The 21,630-nt window shown below is 27.7% G+C and carries 20 protein-coding genes and 1 pseudogene; 3 read left to right on the top strand and 18 right to left on the bottom strand.

Annotation, left to right across the window (positions count from 1 at the left end; translation table 11 throughout):
* The coding region (gene tnpA / locus EIC27_RS08050) for an IS66 family insertion sequence element accessory protein TnpA (RefSeq protein ID WP_410519450.1) at positions 1-154 on the bottom strand (154 nt) is incomplete at its 3' end.
* Between the two features lie 132 nt (positions 155-286).
* Between tnpA and EIC27_RS01060 the strand changes: the two genes are divergently transcribed.
* Positions 287-1,366 carry a hypothetical protein gene (locus EIC27_RS01060; protein ID WP_126044312.1) on the top strand — a complete coding sequence of 360 codons (1,080 nt, stop codon included), beginning with the start codon at positions 287-289 and terminating at the stop codon, positions 1,364-1,366.
* A 158-nt stretch (positions 1,367-1,524) separates the two neighbouring features.
* On the opposite strand, the gene EIC27_RS01055 is transcribed toward EIC27_RS01060, so the two are convergent.
* Entirely contained in the window at positions 1,525-3,633 is a 2,109-nt protein-coding gene (locus EIC27_RS01055) for a hypothetical protein (protein ID WP_126044311.1), read from the bottom strand.
* Between the two features lie 322 nt (positions 3,634-3,955).
* Here EIC27_RS01055 and EIC27_RS01050 point away from each other — a divergent pair, with 322 nt between their 5' ends.
* Complete coding sequence (locus EIC27_RS01050; protein ID WP_126044310.1) at positions 3,956-6,760, top strand: hypothetical protein; 2,805 nt, start codon at positions 3,956-3,958, stop codon at positions 6,758-6,760.
* A 331-nt stretch (positions 6,761-7,091) separates the two neighbouring features.
* On the opposite strand, the gene EIC27_RS01045 is transcribed toward EIC27_RS01050, so the two are convergent.
* The 4 genes from EIC27_RS01045 to fabD all read right to left on the bottom strand — a co-directional run bounded on the left by EIC27_RS01045 (position 7,092) and on the right by fabD (position 10,428).
* Complete coding sequence (locus EIC27_RS01045; RefSeq protein WP_126044309.1) at positions 7,092-7,580, bottom strand: hypothetical protein; 489 nt, start codon at positions 7,578-7,580, stop codon at positions 7,092-7,094.
* Positions 7,581-7,660: 80 nt separating this feature from the next.
* Positions 7,661-8,743, bottom strand: coding sequence for a cell division protein ZapE (gene zapE, locus EIC27_RS01040; RefSeq protein ID WP_126044308.1), 1,083 nt, complete (start codon positions 8,741-8,743; stop codon positions 7,661-7,663).
* The gene (fabG, locus tag EIC27_RS01035) at positions 8,743-9,480 is read right to left on the bottom strand and encodes a 3-oxoacyl-[acyl-carrier-protein] reductase (protein WP_126044307.1); all 738 of its coding nucleotides are present in this window, start codon (positions 9,478-9,480) and stop codon (positions 8,743-8,745) included. The genes zapE and fabG overlap by 1 nt, the downstream gene beginning before the upstream one ends.
* 9 nt (positions 9,481-9,489) lie before the next feature.
* Positions 9,490-10,428 (bottom strand): ACP S-malonyltransferase, encoded by a 939-nt coding sequence (fabD, locus tag EIC27_RS01030; protein ID WP_126044306.1) that lies wholly within the window; start codon positions 10,426-10,428, stop codon positions 9,490-9,492.
* 108 nt (positions 10,429-10,536) lie between these two features.
* On the opposite strand from fabD, the gene EIC27_RS01025 reads away from it, so the two are divergent.
* The gene (locus EIC27_RS01025; RefSeq protein WP_126044305.1) at positions 10,537-11,295 is read left to right on the top strand and encodes an Mrp/NBP35 family ATP-binding protein; all 759 of its coding nucleotides are present in this window, start codon (positions 10,537-10,539) and stop codon (positions 11,293-11,295) included.
* Between the two features lie 13 nt (positions 11,296-11,308).
* Here EIC27_RS01025 and EIC27_RS01020 read toward each other — a convergent pair whose 3' ends face one another.
* The 12 genes and pseudogenes from EIC27_RS01020 to EIC27_RS07835 form a co-directional block, all read right to left on the bottom strand.
* Positions 11,309-12,148, bottom strand: a complete 840-nt coding sequence (locus EIC27_RS01020; RefSeq protein WP_126044304.1) for a peptide deformylase — start codon at positions 12,146-12,148, stop codon at positions 11,309-11,311.
* A complete protein-coding gene (locus EIC27_RS07240; RefSeq protein ID WP_162298287.1) occupies positions 12,145-13,089 on the bottom strand; it encodes a peptide deformylase in 945 nt (314 codons plus the stop codon). The genes EIC27_RS01020 and EIC27_RS07240 overlap by 4 nt, the downstream gene beginning before the upstream one ends.
* 9 nt (positions 13,090-13,098) lie before the next feature.
* On the bottom strand, positions 13,099-13,644 hold the full coding sequence (locus tag EIC27_RS01010) for a disulfide bond formation protein B (RefSeq protein ID WP_126044303.1): 546 nt from the start codon (positions 13,642-13,644) through the stop codon (positions 13,099-13,101).
* 20 nt (positions 13,645-13,664) lie between these two features.
* On the bottom strand, positions 13,665-13,820 hold the full coding sequence (locus EIC27_RS08045) for a DUF5993 family protein (protein WP_410519452.1): 156 nt from the start codon (positions 13,818-13,820) through the stop codon (positions 13,665-13,667).
* Positions 13,821-13,862: 42 nt separating this feature from the next.
* The gene (locus EIC27_RS01005; RefSeq protein WP_240627057.1) at positions 13,863-14,411 is read right to left on the bottom strand and encodes a ComF family protein; all 549 of its coding nucleotides are present in this window, start codon (positions 14,409-14,411) and stop codon (positions 13,863-13,865) included.
* Between the two features lie 12 nt (positions 14,412-14,423).
* A pseudogene (locus tag EIC27_RS08040) lies at positions 14,424-14,579 on the bottom strand (double zinc ribbon domain-containing protein); the annotation flags it as partial.
* 65 nt (positions 14,580-14,644) lie between these two features.
* Entirely contained in the window at positions 14,645-16,318 is a 1,674-nt protein-coding gene (locus EIC27_RS01000; protein ID WP_126044301.1) for a POTRA domain-containing protein, read from the bottom strand.
* A gap of 95 nt (positions 16,319-16,413) precedes the next feature.
* Complete coding sequence (locus tag EIC27_RS00995; protein ID WP_126044300.1) at positions 16,414-17,127, bottom strand: hypothetical protein; 714 nt, start codon at positions 17,125-17,127, stop codon at positions 16,414-16,416.
* A gap of 31 nt (positions 17,128-17,158) precedes the next feature.
* Complete coding sequence (locus EIC27_RS00990; RefSeq protein WP_126044299.1) at positions 17,159-19,546, bottom strand: hypothetical protein; 2,388 nt, start codon at positions 19,544-19,546, stop codon at positions 17,159-17,161.
* 24 nt (positions 19,547-19,570) lie between these two features.
* Complete coding sequence (locus EIC27_RS00985) at positions 19,571-19,849, bottom strand: hypothetical protein (RefSeq protein WP_126044298.1); 279 nt, start codon at positions 19,847-19,849, stop codon at positions 19,571-19,573.
* A 24-nt stretch (positions 19,850-19,873) separates the two neighbouring features.
* The gene (locus tag EIC27_RS00980) at positions 19,874-21,190 is read right to left on the bottom strand and encodes a hypothetical protein (protein WP_126044297.1); all 1,317 of its coding nucleotides are present in this window, start codon (positions 21,188-21,190) and stop codon (positions 19,874-19,876) included.
* Between the two features lie 164 nt (positions 21,191-21,354).
* On the bottom strand, positions 21,355-21,630 hold a 276-nt coding region (locus EIC27_RS07835; protein WP_153183752.1), incomplete at its 5' end, for a transposase domain-containing protein.

Raw genomic sequence — 21,630 nt, 5'->3', positions numbered from 1 at the left:
CTACAAGAATTCTGTGCCATTTATAAAATGTACTTCTCGGCACATTCTTTTGCTTACAAAATTCATATTTACTTACATTACTTTTTTTATATTCTTCTACTAGCTCTTTCCATTTTTCATTACTTATTCTTTTTTTCTTTTTTTCTAATAGCATCATTAGCCTCTATTTTTTTAGGCTTTTGTTCTACCACTTATTTTTATTCTTGCCTAGATGCCCTTATTTTAGCGCTTACCGAGAGACTAAAATTACAATGAATTGTAAAAAATAGGTAAAGGGGGATTATTTATGAAACAAAGTCATTATTTCCAGGATTATGTATTATTTGAACAGGCAGCAGGTGCAGCTATTCGTGCTGGAGACCTTGAAGGTGCATCATATCTATTTAGACAAGCAGCAAATGCAGCTAGTCTAGCTACAGAGTACATAAGGGCTGCATACCTGTTCATGCTAGGAGGAATCGCAGCTTTTTGTAACGAAGATAAAAAAAAGTCCAAGTATCTATTGGAGCAAGCAACAGATGCAGCTAGTCTAGCCGAAGAGCACCATAATACTGAAGATGAAAGCCCCCTAAGCTATACAAATCTATTTGAACAGCAAGCAAATGCAGCTAGTCTAGCTACAGAGTACACAAGGGCTACATACCTATTGATGCGAGCAAGTAATGAAGCTAATGACTACGGAGACGAACAGTGGTCTATAAATCTATATGATCAAGCAGTACAAGCAGCTAGTCTAGCTGGATATCCCTATGATGCTGCCTGTATACTTGCACAAGCAGCACATATGCAGCAACAATGTGGTCAAACCATAGAACTATATGATCTTGCTGCAGATGCTTTAATTATGGAAGAAGAAGGTAACCAGAAGGCAACAATTTATTTTACAAGTGGAGCGGTTTTAGCTGATAATGTCATGCATCCTATTATTGCTAAATGGTTTTACCAAATATTAGAAAAAAAAGGAAAATTAACACCTGTTATGTTTTTAAAAACTTTAAAAACTATGGAATTTGGAACATTTAGTAACCGCCCACAGTCATATATTGAAAAACTTTTAAAAAGACTATCAGATACTGATAATAAAAAGCTAGAAGAAGAACGTCTATGCTGCAAAAAAGTTGGATCATCTTCAAGTGATGGTAAATGCACTGTATCAATAGAAGATTGTATTAAATGGAGTGCAGATAATTTTAATGCTGAATATATGATTGCGGTTTTAAAAACCAACAATGATTTTGTTTTGACAGATAAATTTACATGTAATGCCAATCCCACTGAAGAAAATTTGCAACAACAAGGTGTTGAGGGATCTGAACTTGCTCAAGAAGGGTATTCTCAATCAGCTCACTGCCATGCAAACTGGTAGAGTGGTTAAAAATTAACTTAAGATCAGGAGTATTTTAGATAGAAGATATATAGTAAGTGAAGATTAAAAAGTTTATTGATTAGAAGCTATGTGGAAGAACTGACATAATTGTGACATCCAAATTTTAGGTCCTATATCAAGCTCTGTTGCTAATAGAGCTATAAATTTAATGGAATTTCTGATTGAGAAAGCAGCATATCTTTTTTGCTTTCCTTCATATAACTGTTCTCATCAGATGCTACAATTCTATCCTTGCTACTACTTGTTGTAATATTATTATGATTTAATAATGTAGATTCATTTTGCCATTCCAGCATTTCACAATCAGTAAATTCAAGTAAATAGTTAGCAGTTAATTTGTCAAACTCTAAAAAGCCTTTTTGATAACCAATTTTGAAAAATTTAACAACTTTTTTATACCATTTTTTATCATACGTAAAAAATAAATCTCTGTTCGCACTTAATATTTTTGCCATGTTTAAAAAAGAAACCTTTGTAACTGAAAAGAAATAAAATTGTTCCCTAATAGTTTGATTAGAAAAATATTGAATCATTAAATTTATATTTGCTTCAGCCATCTTTTCTTTACTAGCCTTCAATTCAACTTCTATTCTTTCAATGCAAAAATCATAGTCTTTTATAAGATTTTCAGGATTTTTATTATAAGATTTTAACATAAAAATATTATGGCATGCAACATAACTAACCAAAATTTCTATAGATACTAATCCAGATAAAAATGTAGATTTATTATATGCATTATAAAAAGCTCCTCCTACATCATCTAATAATCTATGAGCAAAATCTATAAAAATACTGTTATCACTGTGCAATAAACTACTTACAACTTCATACATACCTTTTTGTTCATATTTAAATAGTATATCTTTGTGTTCCAAAATTATATCAATAGATGTAAAAAATACCTCTTTTGATTTTTTTACTAATTCTAGTTGCTTAGATAAGTATGAATGATCGTTTGCAAGCAGCTCCTCTGGGTATATATCGTCTATATAGGTAAAAAAACCTTGTAGTTTTGATAAAGTAATTTGCATTGAAGTCATCAAAAGCTTAGCTTGCTTATATTCCCAAAAAATATCAAATACTATATTAGTATCCATATCAAATATAGCAATGCAAATTAATCCGTTTAATAAGAATGAATTACTATTATTAACTGATTCCTCTAATAATTTTCTATGAAACCATGTCATAAATTCCTGGTGATATTCTATTAACAAATCTATATTTTCTCTAAAAATATTATAATAAAAACTCACAAATGTTTCTAAGTTATTTTTCTCGTGGCAGTCTTCAAAGTATGAGCCTATATAAAAGGCTTTTTCCTCATCTTGAGTTCCCTTTATTAATTCCTTATACATATTGCATATATCAGTTTTTATTCTTAATAAACCTTCTCCTGGTTCATTTATAGTATTTAATAATAAATCTTTGTTAACACTTAGAAAAAGCTTTTTTATACATATATTTGCTTCAGGTTTTTTTAATAAATCTCCTAAAAGCTCTTTTATCCATTGATTTGGAAATTTAATTTTGTATTTATTAGCATAATATACCTGTTTAACTGTATTATAAGTACTATTAAAATAAGTACAGAATTCTTTTTCACTATCATAATTTTTGTAAAAATCCATAAAAACTAATTTTATATAGTGTGAATCTTCTATTTGAGATGGATTTACCTTAACTGCAGTATATAGATTGTAATGTTCTAACTTTGAATAATTAGCAAACTGTAGTAAATATTGATAAGAGATATCACAAATATTTACTATGAAACTAATTGGCTTCAAATCAAAAAATTGTAAAATATACTTAAATACATCCATTGAAAATGCTGTTATAAATATATTTTTTGTGTAATAGGGCATGAAATAATGATTTTCAGGTTCTTTAGCAGCATTAATTATTGAATCTGCAAAATATTTAATAATATTCTCATTATAATTACCATTAATAGGGTTAGAAAAATACTCTATAGCGTTATTTATACAATCACCCCCATAATTACCCTGCCAATATATAGCAATTTTATTATATAAATTTTCTTCGGTTGCTTGTTTAAATTTTATAGGTAAAAACTGCTTAAAAGTACCATGTTTATAGTAATGCAAGAAATATCGAAAAATTGTAAATGTCACAGCTATTGAAGTAAAAGGACGTTCTGTAACAAAAGACGATATACTTTTATTAATTTCCACTTCAGAAAGATTATGGATATTTAATGGAAATTTAAGTTGCGACATAATTGATAGCAAATACTCTTATAGGCAATCACAAGTTAAGCTATTTTATATAAGCCATAACCACCCTTTTATAGCTGCTAATATACACTATTTCATTAAATTTTCAACCCTTCTAAATCAATAGAGATTTACTTTATTACCAATTACACATTTATTGAATTAATATGCCTTTAATTACAAATCATTAATTTCAGCTGTATATAAAATTTTATTATTTTATAAAATTTACTTGCAAAATATAAAAAAATATATATGATCTCTACAATTTTAAAATAATTAATTAAGTTTTATTATGTTCTAAATTTATATATGGAGGTGCAAAATGCCTATATTCGCTAAGTCTATAGATATTGACACAAAATCTGTTATAAATGAAGGAGAAATATTTTCAAAAAACCTGAGCACAAATAGTCAAAATTCTTTACAGAAAATTAACCAATTAGTTAATACTAAATCTCTAAGCAATAGAGTTAAACTTGCAACATATTATAATCCTGAAAAATTATCTAATATTCTTAATCAAAAAAATTTGCTACAAATTATTGACAAAATGCAGCAAATTGAATCAGGAACAAAAGAGGAAAGAAACCTACTTGAACTTTATTTAAAAAAGCTGAGTAAAACACTTAATGATAATCAAGATTTATTTTCTGATAATAAATTTAGGTCGGAATTTTTTGAAGAACTTGCATGTATCTTACCTAAACCAAAAAGACAAAATTTAATAGCAGAAAGTGAAGCGTTATACATACAAAGCATTTCAAGTAATATTTACAACCAATTATCTCTTGGAGTAGATAAAATTATTAAAGATCTGGAGATACCTGAAGCAAAACAAGAGCGTTTTAAAATTGATTTCCTTAGAAATATGAAATCATCTATTTCTGCAATTGTAATTGATGCAAAAGATGCTGAAAAGACATATCAAAAATCTATAGCTAATTTATTACAATTAAATAATGAGTGCTTTAATTCCCCAAATAAAGTTCATAGCTTTTTAAATAATCTTCAGAACTTATTTAGTGCAAATTCTTCAACACATAATGGCTTAAAATTAGAAAAATTATCAGAAATACACAATAAAGCACTAGATAATCCAGATATCGTCTTTCCCGTAACTCTTAGCTACTTAAAAAATAATTTTCTAGAACCTTTTGAAGATAGACTACAAACTATAGATGATAATAGTAAAGCTAATTTTATAAGAGATGCTTCTCAATTAATTGCTATTATTCCAAATGTATCACAAGATGAAGCAGCAATAGAGGAGTATAGAGTAAAAATGAAAAATCTACTTAAAAATCATAATCTCCTAAAAGATAGACATCATATCTTTAATTTAATAGAATATAGCATGCTAACTGAGAAAACTAAACAATCTATAAAGTTGGTAAACTCAATAATTAATCGCGAAATTATTAATGAACATATAATTGATTTTTGGAAAGAAACCTTTCCTGAAAAAGAGGTTCCTGAAGAAATTATTTCAAAGTTTACTGATGAGCTATTGGAACAAAAAGATACACCAAGTTTAGAAGAATTATTGAATCACTTCGATGGATTTGAAACAATGAAACTTGGTGATAAATGTCATGAAAATTTGAAAAAACTAAAAGCTCACCTTAGTGACATCAATATTGAGAAAAATCCGAAGCTAGAAGACAAATTTCTGGAACTAGAAAGTAAAAATCTTTATTTTGATATTTTTCAAAATTCACATTTAATTGCTAGAAAAAATAAATTGGAAGAGCTAAAGGAATTACAGAAAAAACATAAAGATACTGTAAATGAAATAGATGGTGTTTCAGTAAACATTGGAGATGCTATTAAAGAAATTTTTACAAATCAATTAAAAGAACTTTCTGATTTTTCTGATGTGCTATATAAAATATCAACGTGTATACCTAAATATATTGATGTTAATAGTGGTACAGTAATAAATATTAATAAATATTCATCAGACCTTGCAATATTGTTTTTAAAAGATGAATCATATCAAAATTTAGGTGCCAAAAACGAATTATATACAGCTATTGAAAAAAACATAGAACATCCTTATAAAGAGCAATTTAATAAAGCGCATCAATTAGTAGAAGATCATATAAAATCAAGACTTGCTATAGTAGATCTGCAGAATGCAATAAAAAAAATTGAACCAGAGATAAGAAGTGATTATTTTAAAACTCAAGGTGATATAATAAGGGATAAATTTAAAAAACTTGAAATTGAGGATACTGTTTTTGCATCAAGAGAAACTATATTAGAGCAACTTTTTGAACTTCAAGAAATGAAAAATGACATTGCTCAAAGATGTGATAAAACATCTAAAAATTATGAATATTTTTCAAAAATTGTTGAAAGAACTAAATCCACCTTAACTGACAGATATAATAAATTTGATACTAAAGAATATAAATATGGCAAAGATAGTTCAATATATAAGCTTATTATGGGATTAAAAACAGATACACTTGTTAAGGTATTACAAAATGCATCAAAAGACCCTAATTCTAGACAAGAACAACATAAAATAAATATTTATGAATTTATTTTAGATAAAGAAGATTTTTATTTAAACGCCCCTCCAGAATTAGCTAGTAAAATGCAAGAAGTTGTGCATCAAGCAAATGCTACAAAAGCAGATACCAAAATTTATAGTGTGATCGATAGGATCAATAAGCTCTGTACTGAAATTGTAAAATTGATTGAGCTCTACTCAGATAAAGCTATTATTAATTTGGAAGAAATGGCTAAAGATTTAAGTATTGATAGAGAAAAAGTTGATAAATTAGTAAAATTTATAGAGGATATTAATCAAGAAAATTTAAACAAGATATTTAATCAAATTGAATCTCATATAGTTGGAACTAGTCGGGCAGATTTTAAAGATGACACTAATAAATTTAAAATATCTCAAAGACCAGATAAAGATGAAGTAGAACGTATTACTAATGAAGTAGATTTACCAACTCTAAAACCTTTAAAAGACTTCATAGGTAAATTAACCAAAAGTGAAAAACGTGAATTTAGTAAACTTCCAAACCATAGTAATCAAAAAGTATTTGGATGTTATACAGAACGTGAAATGGAAAGAAGAAGCAGAACTGGCGTGGTTATAGGTAGGTAAAAATATGAAGAGACAGTTAATTTCTTTATAATAATATTTAGTGTAATTATTTTAAACTACAAATTTTTTCCGATTTTAATACCAATAACAGAATCAAATTCTTGTAAATATACACATTCATATTTAAGTGGCCTACAAAGGCTCTCAATAAAAATAATTTGATTTTAACATAAGAAATAGCCAAGAAAGACAATACTATCTTACAAATTCATAAAACCTTAATATTGAGGTGGTCCAACCAACTTGGACAACCTCTACCATAATTATAATATTCTCATGATGATGGATTTTAATAATATTTTATTTTTATTACCTACACTCATATTTTTTACTAAAAAGCAAAATATTCTACTTGATCATCATAATTATATCCAGCATCAATCTCACTAAATTCATCTTTTTCAAACCTATCTATATAACATTCTTTTTCTTCTTTATCACCTAAATTTGCTTTTAAAGTATATGATGATGAAGCAATAGCAAAAATACTTTTAATTTCATCAATACAATATCCCTTTAATAATTCATTTCCACTGTAAATTACGGCACTTTTACTTGCAAATTTCGCATTAAGCAATTTAAACCCTTCATATCCAATAGTTAAGGTAGCTGCAGCAATCTTTACTGGACTCTTTAAACTATTCACAACATTTTTAAAAAAATCTAAACTAGAGTGCCATACATCTTTCAAAAAATTTCCGCTATGTACTTCCATTCCTGAATATGTATATGCTTTATTATTTAGTTGCATTAAAACATTTTGTGATGATAACAAAGGAATATCATCCATTATCATGCTATAAATATATCTTTCTGTCATAGTCACTCCCAAAATTTATTTCACATAAATATATGGTAACTATTTTACAACTATAAGTAAAGTGTATTTAGATATTATTTCTAATTGTTTTGAAAAATTTTCGAATTCTCAATATATGCTTTTGATTGCATTTCGTATATACGTGAAATTGTCCTACCAAACTCTTTTTTATTAATATCTCCAATATACAATTTATCCAATTTCACTTCAGAAGAAAATATCCCTAATAACTTTTCATTATACATGCAATCTATTAAAGCAATAAACCTTAATGCTTCATTATGATTTTCAAATTTTAGCTGAGGTATATTTTCAATTACTAACACTGAAAAATGATTACATAATGCTATATAATCCGTCGTACCTAGATTTGCCTCACAAATTTCACTAAAAGTAAATTTCACTACTTTATCAACACATTTATTAATGCTTAAATATCTATTATTTGAAACTTTTATTCTAGTTTTTTTAAAAACTTCACCATCAAGAAAATTACTAACAAGTTTATTAAATTTATCTGCTTGATGTGGATATAAAAACAATTTAAATTCCTTTAATTTATCTTTTCTATAATCTTGTGGTGAATCTAGATTAAAAATATGTATCTTATCCAAAAGCAAGTCAATAAATGGAAATATATACTCTCTCTTAAGACCATTTTTATATATATCTTGAGGACAAGAATTAGAAGTAAGGAAAATAAACATGCCATTATTTATTAATTCAGTAAAAAGCCTAGATAATAGCATAGCATCAACAATATTATTTACCTGAAACTCATCAAGGTATAAAATACAAAATTTTTTAGAAATTTCTTTGGCAATTTCAGATACTTTGTTATCAATATTTTTTTGTTGATTAAGATTATTTATTTTTTCATGACAATCTAATATAAATTCATGAAAATGTTGCTTTAACTTATTTTTCACTTGTAAATTTTCAAAAAATAAATTTAAGACCAATATCTTACCTCTACCAACCTTACCCCATAAATATATTCCCCTCTTTAAGGAAGAATTCTTACTAAACAATTTATCTATTAATGTTTTTGGCTTTTCAATTTGCAAACTAAATTGAGTTAGTAAATCAATTAATTTTAATTGATTTTTATCCTCCTCATATCCTTTTTCTAAAATATACTTTTTATATACGCCTTTCAGCATTAGGACATCAACATTCCACCATTTACACTTAGAGTGTGCCCGTTAATGTATGAACTCTCATTAGATGCAAGAAATATCACTGCACTAGACACATCTTTGGGAACTCCAATTCTTTTAGCTGGAATATGTGAAATAATAGAATTTTTTATATCATCATTTAATACTTGAGTCATAGGTGTATCAATATAACCAGGTGCTACACAATTAATTGTAATACCTCTCGCTGCCACTTCTTTTGCAAGCGACTTAGACATCGCTATAATACCTGCTTTACTTGCTGCATAATTTGCCTGACCAGCATTACCACTAAGCCCAATAACTGATGATATATTAATTATTCTACCATACCTTCGTTTCATCATAGATTTTATTGCAGATCTATTAAGCTTAAACGTTGAATTAAGGTTCATTTCTATAACATCATCCCAATCTTCATCTTTTAGCCTAAGTGCTAAATTATCCTTAGTAATTCCAGCATTACAAATTAAAATATCGATATTTCCATATTCTTTTTCAGCATTTTCAAATAATGAAATTACATGTGATTTATCATTAAAATCACAAATCAATGTAGACACCTTATCTCCAAATTCATTACTTAGCTCTTTTAATTTTTCTTGGTTTCGCCCAACAGCCACAACTTTTGCTCCAGAAGTAATAAAATCTTTTACTATAGAGCGTCCTATACCCCCAGTAGCACCTGTAACTAAAGCAATTTTATTAGTTAAATCAAACATAATCACCTCCTATTTTAAAAAATTTTCTATGTCCTTTGCTGTTTGCAAACTATAAACCTCAACATCTTTATATTCCCTTTTAATAAGGTTAGTTAACACATTACCAGGTCCTACTTCAACAAATTTTCTTATTGAAAATTCGTTATACATCTTAGCAATTGTCTCACGCCATCTCACCTTGCCTTCTATTTGCTTTACCAATAGGTCTTTTATTTCTTCTTTAGATTGATATACATTTGCAGAATAATTTGCAATAACATCAATTTTAGGAATTTCAAAATTATATTTTGCTAATTCTTGAGACATTACCTCAGTGGCCTCTTTCATTAAACTTGAGTGAAATGGAGCACTTACAGGAAGTGGTATTGCCTTCCTTATTTTAAAGTTTTTTACCACCTCATTTATATCTTTAAATGCATCTTTATCTCCACTAAGTATAATTTGCCCCCCTCCATTGTCATTTGCAATTTCACAAACACCATTTCCAGAAAGAATTTTGCAGATTTCTTGAGCTGCAACTTCATCTCCACCAATTAAAGCATACATAGCTCCTTTACCTATTGGCACTGCTTTTTGCATAGCATTACCCCTAGCTCTTAATATTTTAGCTGTATTTTTTATATGTATACTTTCTGTAGCACATAAAGCACTATATTCACCTAAAGAATGTCCCGCTGATATGGAACATAATTCTGTAATTTTTTTATTTGAAAGAGATATTAAAACCTTAAAAACAGCTATTGATTTCGCCATGATTGCCGGTTGAGTATTGCTGGTTGTTTTTAAATCATCCGAATCCCCATTAAAAATTATATCAGTTAAATTCTGATTTAATGCATCATTAACAATTTCAAATACTTCTTTCGCCTCAAGAAAATTATCATAAAGATCTTTACCCATTCCAACATATTGAGAACCTTGACCAGGATATATAAAAGCTGTGTTCATAAAAATAAATTTAAATATAATTTGGATATGTTAGTTTAATTTAAAAATTTATTCTAGATTTTTTAAGAATCATCTCTAAAATAATGCTACATTTATATTTTATTAATTATGTTTGCAAAAACAACTCCAAAACAAAAATCCAAATTAGATAAAATAAATAAAATAATTTTAGTATCTTCAGGCAAAGGAGGTGTTGGCAAATCGACTATTGCATCAAACATAGCAATTAGTTTAGCAGAATCAGGATATAAAGTTGGCTTACTAGATTCAGATGTTTATGGACCATCAATCCCTAGGATATTCAATATCAATCAAAAGCCTGAGATAAAAGAGGGCTTAATACAGCCTCATGAAGAACAAAATATAAAGTTGATGTCTATGGGCTTTTTGGTTCCAGAAAGCTCTGCGCTAGTATGGAGAGGGCCAATGCTTACAAAAGCAATTCATCAGCTATTTAAACTTACAAATTGGGGCAATTTAGATTACCTTATTGTTGATACACCACCAGGTACAGGTGATATACATTTAAGCATTGCAGAAAATTATGTAATTGATGGTGCAGTTATAGTGACAACGCCACAAAAGCTTGCACTAATTGATGCTTTCAAAGCAGTTGATATGTATAATAAATTAAAAATCAAAATTATGGGAATAATAGAAAATATGTCGTACTTATCCAATCCTATAAATCAAAATAAAGAGTATATTTTTGGCAAAAGCAACTTACAAGACTATTGCAATGATAAAAATATAGATTTTTTAGGAGCAATACCAATGTCACAAAAATTAGCAAGCAAAATGTTACTTACTACGAACGATGATAAAGAATTAGAAAAGACATTTAAATCTATTACACAGAAGCTATAATAATTACTAATTATTAACTTTTAATCCTATCTATAAATAAAATACCTTCTAAATAATCATATTCATGTTGAGCACACCTTGAGAACCATTTCCAATAATCATGTCTATCTCCTTGAATTTTCATTACTTTTCTCTCTAATTTCTCGTTCAAGTACTCTAATTCAATATTACAAGGTCTCTTAACATTTGTACTTCCATTATATTTTTTATCAATTATTTCCATAGGTACTGATGGAGTACCTTCTGATAATATAATTTTACTGGTTAAATCCATTTTAATCTTAGGGTTTAAGAAGAAATATGGTTTACGCTCAATTATCAAATCTGGAGAAGCATTATTATCATTAATTACCTCTTCTTCAATCCCAATTAATTGCTTTTTCCCATTAACTTCTTTAATCCTTGGAAACTTTTTTATAATTTTAGATTTTTGAACTAATTTATTATTTATGGAAACAAAATAAACTTCTTCTATAATAACACTATCACCATTCTCTAGCCTAGATGTTAGATATGATGAATCGCCAAAATCAATAAATTCATTTGCACTGGTTATCTTAGATTTTGGTATATCTACAATGAACGCTCTTATTGGTGCACCAACCTGCATTGCACCAACTCCAACACCACTAAACCCATACATCGTAGACAACAGATGTTTTTCCATAAATTCAACAACTAAAGGCAACTCTGAATCACCAATTTCAATAGATTTCATCCTTAAAATTTTTTCATCTTCAGGTATCTTCAATACCTTTAAAGTTCCTTTTTCCTGATTTAATGTAGGTTTATATACCTTATTCCCTATACTTACTTCTATAATCTTATCTTTATCAAACGATATCTTACTCATTTATCATTAATAACTTTTTCAAGCCTATCTACAAATAAGACACCATCAAGGTGATCATTTTCGTGTTGAGCACATCTAGAGAACCATTTCCAATAATCATCCTTTGATCCATCTATTTTCATTATTTGTTTTTTCAAATTTTCATTTATATATTCTAATTCAATATCTTCAGGTCTCTTAACATTGCTATTACCATTATATTCTTTAAATATTGATTCCATTGGAACAGATAAACACCCTTCTGGTAAAATTACTTCATTATTATGATTAAGCTTAATTTTAGGATTTAAGAAGAAATATGGTTTACGCTCAATTATCAAATCTGGAGAGGCATTATTATCTTTAATCACCTCTTCCTCAATCCCAATTAATTGCTTTTTCCCATTTTCCTCTTTTATTTTTGGCACCTTTCTTGTTATTTTATTTTTTTGAATAAATTTATTATCAGCATATTCAACATAAGTTTCATTCATAATAACAGATTCTCCTTTTTCTAATTTTCCTCTTAAGAATAATCTTACATCAAGCTTATCTGAGTCATCTTTATTTATAATTTTTGTCTTTGCTATATCTACAATAAATGCCCTTATTGGCACACCAACTTGTATTGCTGCTATACCTATACCTCCAGATTCATACATTGTAGGCAAAAGGTATTTTTTCATAAAATCAGCAACTAAAGGCAATTCTGATTCGCCAATTTCAACAGATTTCATCCTTAAAATTTTTTCATCTTCAGGTATCTTCAATACCCTTAAAATTCCTTTTTCCTGGTTTAAAGTAGGTTTATACACCTTATTCCCTATACTTACTTCTATAATTTTATCTTTATCAATCGATATATTTTTATTTTCCATTGCTCCTCCATAAGCATTAAAAGTTAATAGTACTAAAATAAATACATGTTTTGTAAACTTCTTTAAATTTATGTTATGTAGCATAAGTAATACTCAATATTTATAATTCACAGGGTTGTCAGGACATTGGTTAAATCCACACTCTAAATATACTAAAATAATATTAAAAACCAAAAGAGTTAAAAACAAAACAAAGAATAAATTAGTTATTTTTTTAATCGACAATAACATCTTTGATAACAAACTCTCTAAATTTATATTTTTGAACATTGGTGAAATAGATATCAAAATTATAAATAAAAAAGAAATAATATCATTCCAGGTATAAAAATGCAGACTTAGAAACTTTGATCCATAACCAGAATCACCAGGTATTATATGTAGAAACACTTGCCTCATAGCTACTGTTAAACTATATAAACTGGAGATTATTATTATAAAATCATATTTAAATTGCTTTCCTAATCTCAAGTTCATTAAAGCTCCAAAAGCTATAAAGAACAACCCTACCCTCTGCAATAAGCATAGTGGACAAGGCAATTCATTAAAGTAAAATTGATAAAATAAGGCAATAATATTAGCTCCTAATGCTATACTTAGTATAACAAAATCTATAAATAATCCTCTTTGATTTTCCATTTTATACACTTATTTATTTACTAAAATGATAGATTTAATTTGTCAGTTGCATGGTGAAGAAACCAAAGTATTGACATAAAAAAACAAATATAAAAACAAGTTAAGCCAAAATATTTTCTGCCAAAATAACCTAATAAAAGAGATAGGATTAATAAAAAAAATATTGCCACAATCATAAAACAAATCCTCTGCCATTTATGTAAAAAGTAAAATAAAATTCATCTTTTAGCAAGTGAAATCACTCTAACTTCTTTTGCACCGTTATTCAATAATGTTTTTGAACATTCATTTGCAGTACTTCCAGTAGTAATTATATCATCTATTAATAACACCTTTTTATCCTCAATTAATTTTTTATATTTTAAATTTACTGAAAAAGCTTCTTTTAGATTCTTTTCTCTTAAGCTTTTATTTAAATCACTTTGATTTTCTGTGTTTTTAATTTTAACTAGAATATTATTTTTATAATTAATACCTAAGATCCTTGAAGCTATTTTTGCTAAAATCAAGGACTGGTTGAATCCACGTATTTTTAATTTTGTCTTATGCAATGGCACAGGTATAATATAAGTTATATCACTATAATCTACATTTGATATGATATAGCTTAACCAACTCTTAAATAACTTTAATAATCTAAAGTTATCATTAAATTTAAAACTAGTTATTATTTTTTTACTAAAATCATTATATTCAAATACTGATATCACTTGAGAATATGTGTGTTTATCATAAATACAATTTAATTCAGAGCATCCACCAAACATTTTTTTCAATGAATTCCCACATTTTTTACAGTATGGCCTGGTAATAAATGATATTTTTATAAAACACTCAGAACACAAAATATTAGCATCCATGCAGTCACTCTTACAAACAATGCACTTTGGTGGGTATATTATATTAATTAGTAAATTTAGGTAATTTACTAGCATAATTTAATAGCAAAAAATTTTAAGGAAAAACCTAACAAGTAATAATTTTTAAGTAAACAATTCTTTTAAAATAAAAAGAAATAATTTAATCCGGCAAATAATCTTAATTTCTTTAATTCCTTATCATAATTTTTATCGCCAATCCTATGATTTAATTCTACATTAAATACTAAATTATCTACTAAATATAAATCTCCACCCAAGCCAACAGAGCTAAGTTTTGCAGATTTTAATTTCGTGCTATTCTGAGAATCTCTAATACTAGCTATACTATTTTCGTAATAGACGTATTTATTTAAACCTATAAATAAAGGATGTATAAAACTTGAATAATGAGAAAGTTGTATAGTAGCTGTTAAAGCTTTGGGAGCAGAAACATCTAGATGCAACATTCCTTTTCCGCCAGTTGTATTAGTTTGAGAATAGTCTTCTGTTCTTGGAATATTATTATTTGCATATTGACCATCAATTTCAAAATTTAATTTTAATTTTTCTGTTAATTTATAAGTGAAATCAGCATTTAAAGTAAATTTACTAAAATCTTTCTCTGTAAAATCTGGTTTTTGTCCAAGATCATACTCTTGTTTTCTAACCCTTCCTATATGATAAATAAAATTATAATCTTGCTGAGCTTTGAGTGAACTTACGTTTTTAATTTTAGCACCAAAATATAATTTAGTTGTATTAATCTTTTTATTTTTTTCCTTTTTATATATCAATTCATCATCTGATTTTTTATTAAATTTAAAATGATTTAACATTAAATTGGAAAAAAGAAACATTTCTGTTTTTCGTCCAAATTGAATAGGCTGCTCTATACCAATTTGAATATTTTTAGTCTCTTTTATAATTTTATAGCTTAATTTATCATATCCAACACTAGTTATAAATTTTGTACCATAAGAATTAATTTGATATTTATTCAATAAAAATATTCTATTCTCCTTACTATCACCTGATGTTGCAACTAAAACCTGAGAAGTTGCAGCTGTATTAAAAGGATTAGCAACCCTAAAACTCAAATCACCCATAGTAAAAGACTCACTTCTTGTCATTAATGTATTATCAAAATAGTTTTCTTTATGATCGTTTGGAGTTTGATAATTATGAACAGAAAATACTCCTTCATATTTATAATAAGTATTACATACTAAATCAGCGTTTTTATTAATATCTCTTCTATAAAGTCTATTATCCTGATCTAAAAGTTTAATTTTAAAATCTACCCTCTCTCCTAACAATTGCTTAATAAGCAAAAAATACTTCATTGCTTTATTAATATTAAATGGCTTAAGTTCAAGTAGGGAATTTATATATCCTCTTACATATTTTATCTTTAATAAACTTTCTTCTATGACTATATCATTTAATCTTCCTTCAATTATATTAATAGACAAAGATTTAATTACCTTATTAAAAGCTGAACTTTCATGAACATCTGAAATAACATAACCATCCTGATGATATTTATTACGTATTAATTCTACAATTTCTTTATGTAATTTCTCATTAGATAAATCACTATATCCATCTAAAGCAGGCTTAATAATTGATAATAGTTCTTTATCTGAATAAACTGTATTACCATTAAAGTAAATCCTTTTACTTTGGCTAGAAATATATTTAGTAAAATTATTAATGTCTAATTTCGAATGAGCATTTGAAATAACACAAATTGACAAAATGCTATAGCAAAAAAGTGCAACTGCACCTAACTTTATAATTACTCTATTTATCATAATGTACACTTGTTACTATAGGTCTATGCTATATATAAATGAGCTAATAATCAAATATAGTTTACTATATTTGATTATTAGTTATATAAATTAACTTACCTAAAGCTAATAGTTGAAGCTAAAGATCCAATCGTTAATCGATCAAAATTTATTGTTTTGACCAACTGAGGCTGGACCTGCACATTAAAATAATTACTTACATCAGCATCTAATGTAAGCTCTTTAGCTTTAATTTTTTGGTCTATAGTAGTAAATTTACCATCTAAGCCAGCAATTTCATCATCAAGTTCTTTCAATTTTCTAGTCTGCTCCAGTTTATGAGCTTCTACTTCTGCTTGATGATCTTGATTTTGCTTTTCAATTTGATCATTTACCTTAACCAATCTATGATTATGATCTTTATATAATCTTGCTAATCTTGCTTTATAAGGATTAAAAGTGTTTAATATATCTAGATCATTTTCTTTAATCTTTAAAGCTGCATTTAGTTCTCTAATTATTTGAAGTTTTTTAGCTAATTGAGGATTATCTTTAAGTTCGCTAGGTGTAAAACTTTTACTACTTATAATATTATTCAGATGACCTTTTAGTGCATCAATGTTTTTTAAAATAGTAACATGGTTACGAACTGCAATTCCTTTATATGCTGAATCTACTAAATGTGTAGGCTTATTAATAGATATATTGGAATTTTTATTAATTTTTTTCATATCAATATTACCTAGCCCAGCAATAGCAATATAATTAAAACTACAAGTTAGCATTATACTAGCTAAGCCTGATATAATTACGTTTTGTTTATTTAACATATTATTTTACCCCTCGTTGTTAAATTTATTTTTAATTTTCACCATCAACATGTGGTTGTTCACCTTGTTGCAATTCAGCAGGTGTATCACCTGAATCAGTAGGTGACGCAGATTCACCACCTTCAAATATACCAGGATTTTTACACATACTTTTATCTCCACTCTCTTGCTCACACATAGCTTCGGGATTTGGCAATTGTGTTGGTGGTGATGATGGTGTAGCTTCATCACTGCTTTTTTTATCTTCTTCTTTAGCACCCGCCTTTATGATATCACCAGCTTTTGATATTTTATCATTAGTAGTAGAAAAAAATAAATATTTTGCGAGTCCAGCAACAACACTCACACCAGTAGCTACAAATGATACCATATATAATTTTCCAACTATTAATTGTACCTCTTTAAATCCCTGACTTCTCTGAAGAGATGCATCTACACCACTCATATGTTTGCTTACAAGTGCAGCAGTTGCAAATAAAGTAAAGCTTACGCTACCACCAATTGTAAATATTGGATCAAAAAAAACATAAGACTTATCATCAGATTGCACATATATTGTAGTAGCACTTTCAGATTTAATTTCTTTGCGAACTTCTAACTCTGTTCTAACTTCAGATAATCCTTTTTCACATTCTTTTAGGGCGCTATTCAACTTATCATTTCTTTCTTCTAAATCATTAAATTCTTGCTTGAGTACATTATCAGAAGTAGTTAAGTACTCCTCTAATTTTTTACATTCAAAATCTTCTTCTTTAACCAATTGATATTCAATAGCACCACTATAATCTGTTCTAGCAACCTGATTATTATAATAATCATCTATAGTTTCTTTTTTCTTTGTAGCTTCGGTTATTTGATTTATATGTTCCTGAGATAAAAGAAGCTTTAAATGCTTTAATATTTTTCCTAATGTAGCGTAATCTTCATTATATATCATTACTTTAATCGGTCTTTCAAAACTCTTTTTATATTCGTCATTTGCTGACAATGATGCAACAATAGCACTTTCTGAAAATATTTTTAATGCTTCATCATAAGAACTTATATGACTTTTTTGTATTAACTTTTGTAATTCTTCTCCTATTTCATCATCAGTACCTAAATTATGATTATTTTCAAATAAAAATTTTAATAATTTAGCATTACCTTTTTCTACATAATCTTTTATTACAAATTTTAGTAAATTTAAACCAACTAGTTTTTTCCTTGTAAAATGATCACTTAATATAGAATTAAATTGAACTCTAAAATGATTATTTGCTAATTCAATTAAGTCATCGTTTAGTTCTTTTATTAATTCTTCCAAATCTCTCTTTAAATTTCTATCATAATTGCTTGCGTCAAAAACCTGCTCAAAAACATCATTGACTTTTTTTACTTCAGCCTTGTTTTTTTCCTGCCCACCTAACTCTTTATAAAGCAAATGATCAACCAAATTTCCATTTATAACACGAAGAAGATACATTAAATCACTTATGACATCTTTTTTTCCATCTCCTCTAAAATTTACACTAAAGTTAGAAAAGTAACCATCAATGTAATTTCTAAATTGAATTCCTTTAGTTACCATATAGCTATTAAATTCATCAGAACCATCTTTTAAATGATTTAAGGTTAGTTTAAATACCTTACTTAAATCACCATTATTTTTCGCTGTAATTTCGGAATGATCTAACACAAGTTGATCTATACTTGGCTTACCCTCATATAAGCCATCATAATATTTTATAATTTCTTTATTATGAGTTTTTTTGCATAACTCTATGAATTGTTCAACATTTAATTTTTTTATATATTCAGATACCTTTGTTGTAAATTTATCATATAATATAAATCTCTCAATAATTCTATCGTGGATTTTTTCTTCATAACTTAAAAAATATTCTACTAATACTTTGGCTGGGATGTTCTCTAAAAAGTAATTAACTTTTACTGCACTTGAATGAGTATCTCCTTGCAATAATACGAATAATTTTTCAGCAGTTTCTGAATCTCCTGATGCAGTCTCTTTTTTTATATCTGCAATCATCTGCATTAAAATTTTTTGGTAAACCTCATCCCGCTTTATTTCTTTCATAATACTAGCATCAACTACTACTTTAGCAAGACTAGCAGGACTAATAACCAAAGGCCTCACCAACTGTATAAACACTTCTTCAATTTCTTTTTGAGTAACTGGAATTATACCAGAAGCAATAACTTCATTTAGACATACATCTTTTTTTATAATTTTTATTATATTCTTTGCCTTATTTTTTGATAGCCCCTCAATACTATCTAGCTTGAGGCTAAATGCTAAACGTGAAGCATCACTACCACCCATTCCTGACGATTGTGGTACTAATACTTGGCTATCAACTATACTAGCTGCTTGTTTATCTGCGTTATCTCTGCCTAAAATCGTGCTTTGTGTACTCATTTTCCTATCCTATATTTTATTTTGTTAATTAAATTCTGTAAATAATTCTAATGATGGATCACTACTAGTTATTTCATGACACTTCTTTAGTATTTTGCTATCATCTTCTCTATAATCTCGAATCCAAACTGGATTATCTTCACCTTCAATGTTAGCAATATTATATGCTTGAATCGTCCCATCCTCATTATTTTTGTAAAAACATGCTTGCATGTTTATTCTTTCCACTATTTTATCTGCTTGACTTTGAATTGTAACTTCTTTATCAGAACTACCATTATATTCTCCATATGCATCTTTCAAACAATAAGTTATGCCTGAACCATATTACGAACAAATAAGTAAAGCATTCTTAACTAAATCTTGCTTATCATAATCACCGCTATCATTAAGATCTTGAACCTTTCGCTGAACATCATCTTTGACCAAATTACTATCGATAAAGATAGACAAAACATCACTACCTCCAGCTCCTTTATAAATCCCTTTAAGAACTGTTTTTACATCATCTACATTAATCGACTCTGTTGTTTTTGTAGGGGTTGGTTGTGGTGGTGGTGTTTCTGGTGTTGTTGTTGTTTCTGGTGTTGTTGTTGTTTCTGGTGTTTCTGGTGCAGTTTCAGCAGGTTCTGTTGGAGTTGGAGTTGGAGTTTCACCAGATCCTGTTGGAGTTGGAGTTTCACCAGGTTCTCCTTCTGCTTTACTACTTTCAGCATCAAGATATTTTTTAAACCCTTCAATTAGTTGGCTAATATACCCATCCATAGCCTCAAAATCCAAACTCAAAGCTTTACCATTTGTTTCAATCTGCTCAACTAATTCCTTGATTATATTATATTCTTCTTGGGCCTTTCTATCTATTGTATCATATTCAACAACTATATCACCGGTATCATTAGCATTGTTATGCTCTGTTTCAAATTTGTTTTGATATTTTCTATAATAGCCAATTCCCAATTGAGAATGTAAATCTGATAAAAGAGCCTTATCAGATTCAATTAAAGGCATGCCTTTTTCAATTAATATCTTAATGTTTTTAGCACTTACATCAAATTCAATACATCTTGTTATAATCAAATTAAACGCATCTTTTTCAATCTCTTTTTGTTGAAGATTATTTAATGTAAAATCTATTGCAGCAATTGCTTCTGGAGTAGATAAAAAGTCTTTATAAATAATATTAAAAACTTTTTTTGCAGCATCAGATAGTCCATCAAAGCTATCATTCTGATATTGATCTGCTGCCCAAACTGCCTCCAGTGGAACTAAAAAATATTCTAATAAATATCCTTCAATTGATTTTTTTGCAGTATCATTACTCTTAATAACATCAGCAATAGTTTTTACATTTTCTGCATTAATTTTGTTATTAGAAAATATTGATTCTAAGAAAAGAACTTCTAGCAAATCTAAGTTCCCCTCTTTTGCTCCCCAACCACCTAAACCACCATTAACAGGTAATAATTTTTCTACATCAGCTTTACTTACTTTTTTTCCTTCTTTAACCTTGGATACAAGGTTTTTTTCACTTTGTTCTTTAGCAATTGTATCTGCATATTCTGTAGCACTTGATACAATATTACTTAACACATCAACTGCAACTTTATGTTCATTTGATCTAATTGATTGATTTAATTCAGCCATAACTTTCACACATAAAAAAATACTTTACGCGAATCATACATTTATTTTATATAATATCAAATACTTTTTTTATAAAGCAGTAAACGCTAAAATATCCCCATCTTGACAAGTATTATCCGCCTTTCTTTGGGTTTCTTAAGTTTTTTGATAATTCTAAAAAAAATTTAATTTGATGATATTTTTTTATCAATATTATATGGAAGTAAATTTACTAACTCTTTTGGATCAGAATAATCATGAATATGATTCAGCAAATATTTTAAATAATCATAAGGATTAATCTTATTTACTTTGCAAGTTTCAATAATACTATAAATATTTGCACTAGCTTTAGCACCCTTAGTTGTTGCACAGAACATCCAATTTTTTCTGCCAACTGCAAATGGTTTTATACTACGCTCCGAATCATTATTATCAATACGCAGTCTTCCATCTAAAAG

This window comes from Candidatus Aquarickettsia rohweri (assembly GCF_003953955.1).
Classification (GTDB): Bacteria; Pseudomonadota; Alphaproteobacteria; order Rickettsiales; family Midichloriaceae; genus Aquirickettsia; species Aquirickettsia rohweri.
Note: the sequence above shows the minus strand (reverse complement) of the source record. Positions and strands in the feature narration are given on the sequence as shown.

What these genes read in the sequence shown, in the direction of transcription:
- EIC27_RS01060 (WP_126044312.1), top strand. Translation starts at nt 287, where the DNA reads ATGAAACAAAGTCATTATTTCCAGGATTATGTATTATTTGAACAGGCA.
- EIC27_RS01055 (WP_126044311.1), bottom strand. Translation starts at nt 3,633, where the DNA reads ATGTCGCAACTTAAATTTCCATTAAATATCCATAATCTTTCTGAAGTG.
- EIC27_RS01050 (WP_126044310.1), top strand. Translation starts at nt 3,956, where the DNA reads ATGCCTATATTCGCTAAGTCTATAGATATTGACACAAAATCTGTTATA.
- EIC27_RS01045 (WP_126044309.1), bottom strand. Translation starts at nt 7,580, where the DNA reads ATGACAGAAAGATATATTTATAGCATGATAATGGATGATATTCCTTTG.
- zapE (WP_126044308.1), bottom strand. Translation starts at nt 8,743, where the DNA reads ATGCTGAAAGGCGTATATAAAAAGTATATTTTAGAAAAAGGATATGAG.
- fabG (WP_126044307.1), bottom strand. Translation starts at nt 9,480, where the DNA reads ATGTTTGATTTAACTAATAAAATTGCTTTAGTTACAGGTGCTACTGGG.
- fabD (WP_126044306.1), bottom strand. Translation starts at nt 10,428, where the DNA reads ATGAACACAGCTTTTATATATCCTGGTCAAGGTTCTCAATATGTTGGA.
- EIC27_RS01025 (WP_126044305.1), top strand. Translation starts at nt 10,537, where the DNA reads ATGTTTGCAAAAACAACTCCAAAACAAAAATCCAAATTAGATAAAATA.
- EIC27_RS01020 (WP_126044304.1), bottom strand. Translation starts at nt 12,148, where the DNA reads ATGAGTAAGATATCGTTTGATAAAGATAAGATTATAGAAGTAAGTATA.
- EIC27_RS07240 (WP_162298287.1), bottom strand. Translation starts at nt 13,089, where the DNA reads ATGCTACATAACATAAATTTAAAGAAGTTTACAAAACATGTATTTATT.
- EIC27_RS01010 (WP_126044303.1), bottom strand. Translation starts at nt 13,644, where the DNA reads ATGGAAAATCAAAGAGGATTATTTATAGATTTTGTTATACTAAGTATA.
- EIC27_RS08045 (WP_410519452.1), bottom strand. Translation starts at nt 13,820, where the DNA reads ATGATTGTGGCAATATTTTTTTTATTAATCCTATCTCTTTTATTAGGT.
- EIC27_RS01005 (WP_240627057.1), bottom strand. Translation starts at nt 14,411, where the DNA reads ATGTTTGGTGGATGCTCTGAATTAAATTGTATTTATGATAAACACACA.
- EIC27_RS01000 (WP_126044301.1), bottom strand. Translation starts at nt 16,318, where the DNA reads ATGATAAATAGAGTAATTATAAAGTTAGGTGCAGTTGCACTTTTTTGC.
- EIC27_RS00995 (WP_126044300.1), bottom strand. Translation starts at nt 17,127, where the DNA reads ATGTTAAATAAACAAAACGTAATTATATCAGGCTTAGCTAGTATAATG.
- EIC27_RS00990 (WP_126044299.1), bottom strand. Translation starts at nt 19,546, where the DNA reads ATGAGTACACAAAGCACGATTTTAGGCAGAGATAACGCAGATAAACAA.
- EIC27_RS00980 (WP_126044297.1), bottom strand. Translation starts at nt 21,190, where the DNA reads ATGGCTGAATTAAATCAATCAATTAGATCAAATGAACATAAAGTTGCA.